7 protein-coding genes and 1 tRNA gene are annotated in these 9,117 nt (G+C 71.8%); 5 read left to right on the plus strand and 3 right to left on the minus strand.

What is annotated here, in order from left to right; genetic code table 11:
• Both KS423_RS29810 and bldC read left to right on the plus strand, forming a co-directional pair.
• Positions 1–809: hypothetical protein (locus tag KS423_RS29810; RefSeq protein ID WP_224282882.1), on the plus strand; the 809-nt coding region annotated here is incomplete at its 5' end.
• A 487-nt stretch (positions 810–1,296) separates the two neighbouring features.
• Complete coding sequence (gene bldC, locus KS423_RS29815; protein ID WP_014137253.1) at positions 1,297–1,503, plus strand: developmental transcriptional regulator BldC; 207 nt, start codon at positions 1,297–1,299, stop codon at positions 1,501–1,503.
• Positions 1,504–1,860: 357 nt separating this feature from the next.
• Here the strand turns inward: bldC and KS423_RS29820 are convergent.
• Together KS423_RS29820 and hrpA are read right to left on the minus strand one after the other, a co-directional pair.
• Positions 1,861–1,934 (minus strand) — tRNA-Asp (locus KS423_RS29820).
• 122 nt (positions 1,935–2,056) lie between these two features.
• Positions 2,057–6,040: an ATP-dependent RNA helicase HrpA gene (gene hrpA, locus KS423_RS29825; RefSeq protein WP_374120051.1), complete on the minus strand. Its 3,984-nt coding sequence runs from the start codon at positions 6,038–6,040 to the stop codon at positions 2,057–2,059.
• A gap of 141 nt (positions 6,041–6,181) precedes the next feature.
• Between hrpA and KS423_RS29830 the strand changes: the two genes are divergently transcribed.
• Both KS423_RS29830 and KS423_RS29835 read left to right on the plus strand, forming a co-directional pair.
• Complete coding sequence (locus KS423_RS29830) at positions 6,182–6,700, plus strand: SigE family RNA polymerase sigma factor (RefSeq protein WP_224282883.1); 519 nt, start codon at positions 6,182–6,184, stop codon at positions 6,698–6,700.
• Positions 6,697–7,575 (plus strand): hypothetical protein, encoded by an 879-nt coding sequence (locus KS423_RS29835; protein WP_224282884.1) that lies wholly within the window; start codon positions 6,697–6,699, stop codon positions 7,573–7,575. The genes KS423_RS29830 and KS423_RS29835 overlap by 4 nt, the downstream gene beginning before the upstream one ends.
• Positions 7,576–7,620: 45 nt before the next feature.
• Here KS423_RS29835 and KS423_RS29840 read toward each other — a convergent pair whose 3' ends face one another.
• On the minus strand, positions 7,621–8,577 hold the full coding sequence (locus KS423_RS29840) for a LysR family transcriptional regulator (RefSeq protein ID WP_224282885.1): 957 nt from the start codon (positions 8,575–8,577) through the stop codon (positions 7,621–7,623).
• A gap of 198 nt (positions 8,578–8,775) precedes the next feature.
• Between KS423_RS29840 and KS423_RS29845 the strand changes: the two genes are divergently transcribed.
• Positions 8,776–9,117, plus strand: a 342-nt coding sequence (locus tag KS423_RS29845; RefSeq protein ID WP_374120052.1) for an alcohol dehydrogenase catalytic domain-containing protein, incomplete at its 3' end; no start/stop codon positions are given.

A 9,117-nucleotide genomic window follows, 5' to 3' on the forward strand; every position in this document is an offset into this window, starting at 1 on the left:
CGGAGCCGGCGCAGCCGGTGGCGGCGGCGGTGCTGGAGGAGCAGCGGGAGGCGCTCGCCGGGCTGGCCGCCCGCACGCCCCGGGCGCTGCCCGAGCGGGAGAGCGGGCGGGCGTACCTGCGGGTGGTGGACGGCGTACTGTACGTCTGCCCGTGGGCGACCAGACTGCGCAGCTGGCAGGCGCTGGAGGAGCTGCGGGCCGGGGCGCCGGTGGCGCTGCTGGACACCGCGCTGCCGCCGGTGACCCGGGAGGCCGCCGAGGCGGACCGGGAGCGCTGGCGGTCCGCGCACCCGGACGCCCGGCCGTGGATCCTGACCAGCAGGTGGGAGGTGCCGGTCCACTGGTTCCTGCCGTTCGGGGACGAGGACCGCTGCTTCGTGCCGGGCGGGGCCGGGCCGACGGACGGGCGGGGAGGGGAAGAGGAAGGGGAGGAGCGGGGGGACCGGCCGGCGGCGCTGTTCTACCTGGTGCCGATGGCGCAGGCGCGCCGGCGGGTGGCACGGGCCTTCCGGGCGCTGCGCGAGGCGGTGCCGGACGGGGAGTTGGTGCCGGACGGGGAGTTGGTGCAGGGGGCGGAGCTGGTCGGGCGCTGGCTGGAGGAGTTCCACCCGCGCTCGCTGGTGGAACTGGACTACGGGGGCCTGGTGCATCTGCTGGGCCCGGAGCGGTTGCTGGCGGACCGTTCGGCGGGGGAGCTGGAGGAGGGGCTGCGCGCGCTGCGGGCGGGGGACACCGCCGAGGCGCTGCGCGTGTACGGGGAACTGACGGTGCGGTGGCGCCGGGTGCTGGCGCTGCGGCACGCGAACTGATGTCGGACCGCGCGTGTATGACTGTAAGAGTCCTAAGGACTGCGGGTCCGATGACCAAGGTCCTGGTTCGGGTCAATAGCTGTCGAACGTGACACTACTCACCGTTGACGCGAACTTACCCCTATGTGCAAAAATGGGACAACCAGCCCAACTTCACGTGAGCGTGCCCACTTTTGGGTGGTTCTGGAGTCGATGCGTGCTTTGCGGGGAAACGGAGGGTCTGGTCCCCTCGTAACCGGATGTCATCACTTTGTGACTGTCCGCTATGGGGTGGTCCATCGCCATCCGTCGGCCTTGAGCCCGTGAGGGGTCAATTTTGGCGGTTTGGTCGATAGGGCTGGACGGATGGTGTAGTTGTAGACACCAGGACAAGCCGTTCGTCCTATAACCGACTCGGCCCGTCTATGCCATTTCGGGCATCGCGGGCCAAGGTGCAGAATTTGAAGGATAGAACCGCCCTGGTTCGGTTCTCCCGAGGAGGCCGCTCATGACCGCTCGTACCCCTGATGCTGAGCCGCTGCTGACGCCGGCAGAGGTTGCCACCATGTTCCGCGTGGACCCGAAGACGGTCACCCGTTGGGCCAAGGCAGGCAAGCTGACGTCGATTCGCACGCTCGGCGGTCACCGCCGTTACCGTGAGGCGGAGGTGCGCGCTCTGCTGGCCGGGATTCCCGCCCAGCGCACTGAGGCCTGATAGGCCAAAGGCTCTTTAAAGGGGCCGCTTACCGGACTCCGCCGGGTCCGGTAAGCGGCCCCTTTGTCGTGCTCGCCCGAGGGTGTTCAGTACCGGCCGGCCGGTCGGAATGTTGAACTCCGGATAACGATTTGATGCGCGTGGGGCGGGGGGGATTTACAGTGAATACCTGTACAATTTTACATATTAAATTAGCGGGGTTCTGGAGGGGGGTTCCGAGGGGCCCGCTCCGGAGGAGGTCGCGTGACGACCGTCACGCGACCTGTCGCTTGTGGTCTAGACCTAGCCGGGGTATGGGGCCAACGGTCAAAAGCGAGAGGCCCGGAACCTGACGGTTCCGGGCCTCTCGCACTGCGGCGATCCCGACGGGACTTGAACCCGCGACCTCCACCTTGACAGGGTGGCGAGCTAACCAACTGCTCCACGGGACCAGATTCTTCTGATCTCGTTCACTCGCTTGCCGCGCTGCGAACAAGACAGATCGTAGCCCATGGTGGGCCCCCAGGTCGAACTGGCTCCTGAAGGCCCATCCGCAGCTCAGGGCGCCGCCCGGTCAGAGGGTCGCCCGCGCCGCCTCCATCGCCTTCACGATCCGCTTCTCCGAGACCGGGCTCGGCGTGCCCAGCGACTGGGCGAAGAAGCTGACCCGCAGCTCCTCGATCATCCAGCGGATCGCCCGCACCTCCGCGGACGGCTGGTGCCCGGCCGGCACCGCCGCCAGCAGCTCCCCGTACGCCTGCTGCACCTGCTGCACCTTCAGCAGCTGCTGGGCGTCCCGCTGCGGGTGGTTGGGCAGCGCCTCCAGGCGGCGGTCCACCGCCAGCAGGTAGCGCTTGAGATCCGGCAGCCGCTGCCAGCCGGCGGCCGTCACGAAGCCCGGGTGCACCAGCGAGGCCAGGTGCAGCCGGATGTCGTTCACCGCGTTCAGCAGCACCGGGCTGCTCACCGTCTTCAGCCGGGTCGAGGCCTTGTGGAAGGCGATCAGCGCGGTGGCCGTCTTCAACGTGGTGTCCGCGGACAGGTCGTAGAGGTCCGCGCGCACCTTGTCGTGCAGCTTGCCGAAGGCCGCCTCGTCCCAGGCCGGGCCGCCGGCCAGGGTCATCAGTCGGTCCGTCGCGGCGGCCACGACGTCCTCGAACAGGGCGCCGATCGAGCCGTGCGGGCTGTGCGAGAGCGCCAGCTTCGCCTGGTTGCCCAGCCGGCCCTGGATCGACTTGGCCGGGGAGTTGGTGGTCAGCATCAGCAGCCGCCGCGTCCCCTCCCACATCGACTGGGCCTGTGCCTCCGGGGTGTCGAACAGCTTGACGCCGACCGACTGGCCCTCGTCCACCAGGGCCGGGTAGGCGCGCATCGAGTGGCCGCGCGAGCGCTGCTCGAAGGTGCGCTGGAGCACCGGCAGCGAGGCCGGCCAGGCGGTCAGCCCGCTCTGCTCGATGCCCTGGCCGGAGGCGGCCGAGGAGAGCGTCTCCTTGAGCTTGGGCTTGAGCTTCAGCCGCAGCTCCTCCAGGTCCTTGGACTCGGCGAGCCTGCGGCGCCCGTCCACCACCCGGAAGGTCACCTTGAGGTGGTCCGGCACCCGCTCGTCGTCCCAGGCCTCCGGCGGCACGGTGACCGCCGTCAGGCGCTTCAGGGCGTGCTCCAGGGCCGGGAGCAGCGGCTCCTGGCGGTCCTTCACCGCGCGCAGCGCCGCCCGGGCGAAGTCCGGCGCCGGAACGAAGTTGCGCCGGATCGCCTTCGGCAGCGACTTGATGTACGCGGTGACCAGCTCCTCCCGCAGACCGGGGATCTGCCAGTCGAAGCCCTCCGCGGTGACCTGGTTGAGCACCGGCAGCGGGATGTGCACGGTCACGCCGTCCGCGTCGCTGCCCGGCTCGAACTGGTAGGTCAGCTTGAAGCTGAGCTTGCCCTGCTGCCAGTGGTCCGGGTAGTCGGCCTCCGTGACGCCGTCCGCGGAGTCGTTGATCAGCATCGACTTCTCGAAGTTCAGCAGGTCCGGCTGCTCGTGCCGGGCCTTCTTCCACCAGGAGTCGAAGTGCCGGGTGGAGACGATCTCGTCGGGCAGCCGGGCGTCGTAGAAGTCGAACAGGGTCTGGTCGTCCACCAGGATGTCCCGGCGGCGGGCCCGGTTCTCCAGCTCCTCGACCTCGCCGAGCAGCTTGCGGTTCTCCGCGAAGAACCTGTGGTGGGTCTCCCAGTCGCCCTCGACCAGCGCGTTGCGGATGAACAGCTCGCGGCAGAGCTCCGGGTCGATCCTCCCGTAGTTGACCTTGCGCTGGGCGACGACCGGCATCCCGTAGAGGGTCACCTTCTCGTACGCCAGCACCGCGCCGGCCTTCTTCTCCCAGTGCGGCTCGCTGTAGCTGCGCTTGATCAGGTGGCCGGCCAGCGGCTCGACCCACTCCGGCTCGATCCTGGCGTTGATCCGCGCCCAGAGCCGGGAGGTCTCCACCAGCTCTGCCGACATCACCCAGCGCGGCGGCTTCTTGAACAGGCCGGAGCCGGGGAAGACGGCGAACCGGGCGCCGCGTGCGCCGCCGTACTCACGCTTCTCCACGTCGTACAGGCCGATGTGGGAGAGCAGGCCGGCCAGCAGCGACTGGTGGATCCGGTCGGCGTCCGGTTCGGCGTCGGGGTGCGGCTCCTCGATCGTCACGCCCAACTGCTTCGCGACGGTGCGCAGCTGGGTGTAGATGTCCTGCCACTCCCGTATCCGCAGGTAGTTGAGGAACTCCGACTTGCACATCCGGCGGAAGGCCGAGGAGGAGAGCTCCCGCTGCTGCTCCCGGACGTAGCGCCACATCGCCAGGTAGGAGAGGAAGTCGGAGGTCTCCGAGGTGAACCGGCGGTGCCGGTCGTCGGCGGCCTGGCGCTTCTCGGCCGGGCGTTCGCGCGGGTCCTGGATGGAGAGCGCGGCGGCGATCACCATGACGTCGCGGACGCAGCCGTTGCGGTCCGCCTCCAGCACCATGCGCGCCATCCGCGGGTCCACCGGGAGCTGGGCGAGCTTGCGGCCGAGCTGGGTCAGGCGCTTGCGCGGGTCCTTCTCGTCCGGGTCGAGCGCGCCCAGCTCGTGCAGCAGGTGGATGCCGTCCTTGATGTTGCGCGAGTCCGGCGGGTCCAGGAACGGGAAGGCGGCGATGTCGCCGAGGCCGGCCGCGGTCATCTGGAGGATCACCGAGGCCAGGTTGGTGCGCAGGATCTCGGCGTCGGTGAACTCGGGGCGGGAGAGGAAGTCCTCCTCCGAGTAGAGCCGGATGCAGATGCCGTCCGAGGTGCGGCCGCAGCGGCCCTTGCGCTGGTTGGCGCTGGCCTGGCTGATCGCCTCGATCGGCAGCCGCTGCACCTTGGTGCGGTGGCTGTAGCGGGAGATCCGGGCGGTGCCCGGGTCGATCACGTACTTGATGCCGGGGACGGTGAGCGAGGTCTCGGCCACGTTGGTGGCCAGCACGATCCGACGGCTGCGCGAGCGCTGGAAGACCTTGTGCTGTTCGGCCGAGCTGAGCCGCGCGTACAGCGGCAGGATCTCGGTGTTCTTCAGCTTCAGCCGGCCGAGGGCGTCGGCGGTGTCGCGGATCTCGCGCTCGCCGGAGAGGAAGACCAGGATGTCGCCCGGGCCCTCGGCCTGGAGCTCCTCGGCGGCGTCGCAGATCGCCTGGATCTGGTCCCGGTCGCGGTCGGCCTCGTCCGCCTCGTCGTCGTCGACGTCGTCGACGACCGGCCGGTAGCGGACCTCCACCGGGTAGGTGCGGCCGGAGACCTCGACGATCGGGGCGTCGCCGAAGTGCCGGGCGAAGCGCTCCGGGTCGATGGTCGCGGAGGTGATCACGACCTTGAGGTCCGGGCGGCGGGGGAGCAGCTGCTTGACGTAGCCGAGGATGAAGTCGATGTTGAGGCTGCGCTCGTGCGCCTCGTCGATGATCAGGGTGTCGTACTGGTGCAGGTCGCGGTCGGTCTGGATCTCCGCGAGCAGGATGCCGTCCGTCATCAGCTTGACCAGGGTGTCCTGGCCGACCTGGTCGGTGAACCGGACCTTCCAGCCGACCGCCTCGCCGAGCGGGCTGTCCAGCTCCTCGGCGACCCGCTCGGCCACCGTGCGGGCGGCGATCCGGCGCGGCTGGGTGTGGCCGACCAGGCCGCGCACGCCACGGCCGAGCTCCAGGCAGATCTTCGGGATCTGGGTGGTCTTGCCGGAGCCGGTCTCGCCCGCGACGATCACCACCTGGTGGTCCCGGATCGCCGCCAGGATCTCGTCCTTCTTCTGGCTGACCGGGAGCTCGGCCGGATAGCCGATCCTCGGGACGGACTGCCGGCGCCGCTCGACGGCCAGCTCGGCGCGGTCGATGTCGGCGGCGATGTCGGCGGCGATCTTCTGCCGGGCCTCGGGCTTGCGGACCCGACGGGCCCCCTCCAGCCGGCGCCCGATCCGCACCCGGTCGCGCAGGGTCAGCTCGGGCAGGCGGGCGGCCAGCTCACCGATTCCGGGCCCCTCGGTGGGTGCGGTGGCGGACTGGACTGCGGGAGAACTCACTGCGGGCATCCCTCTAGGTTCGCAAGGAGGCACGGCGGAGCGCACCTCGGTTTTCGAGCCCCTCCAGTGTCACAGCCGTCGGCGGCGAATCGCGAACGACGGGCAACGGTTCGCGGCCGTCCCGGGCTCCGGGAGGTTGAGGAGGTGCTCATGGGAGCCCACAAGACCGCCCGGGACGAGGAGTTCCGGACGTTCGTCGGCAGCGCGTGGTCACGGCTGCTCAGGACGGCGTACCTGCTCGCGGGTGACCGGTACGGCGCCGAGGACCTGGTCCAGCAGGCGCTGGAGCGGGCGTACGCGGCCTGGAGCAGGGTGCGTACGGCGGACGATCCGTACGCCTACGTGCGCCGGATCGTGATCAACGAGCACGCCAGACGGTTCCGGCGGCGGGTGGTCGAGTACCCGGTCACCGCGTTCCCGGACCGGCCCGCGCCGCACGGCGCCGACCCGGACGACCGGGCCGTGCTGCTCGCCGCGCTCGCCACCCTGCCGCCGCGCCAGCGCCAGGCCGTGGTGCTGCGGTACTGGGAGGACCTCAGCGAGACCCAGACCGCGGCGGCGATGGGCTGCTCGGTCGGCACGGTGAAGAGCCAGGCGGCCAGAGGGCTGGCCAAACTCCGCGGGGTCTCCTCACTCATCGGACTGACGAGCATCGAAGGGGCGAGATGAACAACGAGTTCCTGCCTGGGGGCACGGCGACCGGCGACGAGTCGGCGGCCGTGCGGGCCCTGGGAGAACTGGCCGGGAGCGTCGACACCGGAGCGGTCCCGTACGACCGGCTGGTCGCCGGAGGCCGGCGGCGGCTGCGTCGCCGGAGGCTGCTGACCGCCGGGGTGGCGGCGGTGCTGGTCGCCGGAGTCGCCGGCGGTACGGCGGTGCTCGGCGAGCGCGGCCGGGCGGCTGTCTCGACCGTGGTGGTGGCGGCCTCGACCCCGGCCTCCGCGCCGGCCGCCACCCCGAGCGCACCCGTCGCCCGGGACCCGTTCACTCCCACCCGGGTCAAGGTCGCCGAAGGTACGGCGAACGGCCACACCTGGCAGGCCTGGGCCGCGCTGTGGCCGGTCGCCCCCACCAAGGAGGACGCCCTCAAGCAGGCCCGACTGATCCGGGCGGAGCGGTACGCCGCCAACCCGGAGGTGAAGCCGGTCGTCCCGAAGGACGCCGAGAGCAACTGGGACCCGCGCATCGACGAGGTGAACTACTACTTCACCGTGGACGGCAAGCGGCAGGTCGACGACTCCCTGCACGCGGTCTCCGCCCCGGGCGGGTTCCCGGGCGCCGTCGGCGGCGCCTCGCTCGGCCTCCACCACGACTCGGGCGTCCCCGCGGTGGTGATCGAGGGGGTCCAGGCCGAGGTCGCGAAGGTCGTGGTCACCTGGAAGACCGGCGGCACCACCGAGGCGGTGCCGGTCGCGGTCGGGGACTCCCCGTTCCGCTACTACGCCCTCGTGGCGAAGCCGGGCACCGACGCCGCGACCGTCACCTACTACAAGGCGGACGGTTCGGTGGAGCGCACCACCGACTCCTGGCTCCGGACCTCCTGAGCCGGCGGCGGCCGGCGCGGCCGCTTCGGCCGTCGTGGGCGGTCGTCACGGGTGGAGCGCGGCCTGGTCGGCGTCCGGGAGCCAGTCGCGGGCCGGGTCGTACTCCAGCCACCGGTTGCGGGCCGCCTCGGTGGTGAACGCCCGCAGCAGATCGTCGAGTCGGGGGTGCTGGTCGGTGGCCGGGCCGGTGCGCCAGAGGAGCGACCAGGCGTAGAGCGGGGTCGGGTCCGCCAGCGGGACGGTGCGGACGCCCGGGCGCCCGGGGAGCGGGCCGTCGGCGGGGACGAGGGAGAAGCAGGCCGGGTCGGTGCGGACCTGCTCCACGAAGTGCTCCAGGCCCAGGTTGGTCGAGCCGACCCGGTGGGAGATCCCGAACCGGGCGGCGAAGCGGGTGAGGAAGTCCAGCCGGTCCACCGCGGCCGGGTAGCGCAGCACACTGCCCCGCAGTTCGTCCGGGCGCAGGGCGTCCCGGCCGGCCAGCGGATGGTCGGTGCTCAGCAGCGCGTCCACGGGCTCCAGCCGGACCAGCCGGTGCGTCAACTCGCCCTCGTTGCCGGGGAGCCGGTGCACCCGGCCGAATCCGGCGTCCGCCTCCCCGCGCAGCACGGCCGCCGCGACGGACGGCAGGTCCCGGCCCGGCACCGGCTCCACCTGGAGTCCCGGCGCCGCGTCCACCGCCTGCGCGAGCGTACGCATCGGGGCGTACAGGTGCCCCCACACGTCGATCCGCAGCGGACGGGCGGCGCACCCCACGGCGGCGACCGCCCGCTCCCCCTGCGCCAGCACCCGGCGGGCCGGCTCCAGGAACCGCCGCCCGGCCTCGGTCAGCCCCACCCCGCGCGCGTCCCGGTCCAGCAGCCGGACCCCCAGCGCCGCCTCCAGCCGCGCCACCCGCTTCGACAGCCCCTGCTGGCTGATCCCCAACCGCCCGGCCGCCCGCCCGAAGTGCAACTCCTCGGCCGCGACGACGAAGGCCCGCACCTGCGCCAGATCCAGATCCACCCCGGCACCCTAGGGGCCTGGCTTCGGCCTCCCGTCGGCGGGGCGCTTCGGGCACGCAGGCCGCCGCGTCGCCCGCAGCCGCCTCCGGCGCATCGCTTCTCGCCGCACAACCGGTGGTTGTCGTCGCGCTCCTCCGGTTGTTGGACCGGGTGGTGCGGCGCGGGGTGAGGTGAGCGGGTGTCCGACGGAGGAGTGGGGATGAAGGCGCTGGTGGCGACGGGGCGGGCAGCGGAGCCGGTGCGATTCGCAGAGGTGGAGCAGCCGCGGCCGGGGCCGGGGGAGGCGCTGGTGAAGGTGGAGGCGTTCTCGGTGAACCGGGGCGAGACCTTCCAGCTGGAGGCGCCCCGGGCCGGGTGGCGGCCGGGGAAGGACGTGGCCGGGCTGGTGGTGCAGGCCGCCGCCGACGGGTCGGGGCCCGCCGTGTGCCGCCGGGTGGTGGGGCATCCGCCGGCCGGAGGGTGGGCCGAGTACGTGTGCGTCCCGACGTCCTCCCTCGCCGAGCTGCCCGACGGCCTGGACGCCGTGCGGGCGGCCGCGCTG

This window comes from Streptomyces sp. LS1784 (assembly GCF_020103755.1).
In the GTDB taxonomy this organism is placed as follows: domain Bacteria; phylum Actinomycetota; class Actinomycetes; order Streptomycetales; family Streptomycetaceae; genus Kitasatospora.

Bases quoted from the DNA above. Each gene is read 5' to 3' on its own strand.
- bldC (WP_014137253.1), top strand. From the start codon at position 1,297: ATGACCGCTCGTACCCCTGATGCTGAGCCGCTGCTGACGCCGGCAGAG.
- hrpA (WP_374120051.1), bottom strand. From the start codon at position 6,040: ATGCCCGCAGTGAGTTCTCCCGCAGTCCAGTCCGCCACCGCACCCACC.
- KS423_RS29830 (WP_224282883.1), top strand. From the start codon at position 6,182: ATGGGAGCCCACAAGACCGCCCGGGACGAGGAGTTCCGGACGTTCGTC.
- KS423_RS29835 (WP_224282884.1), top strand. From the start codon at position 6,697: ATGAACAACGAGTTCCTGCCTGGGGGCACGGCGACCGGCGACGAGTCG.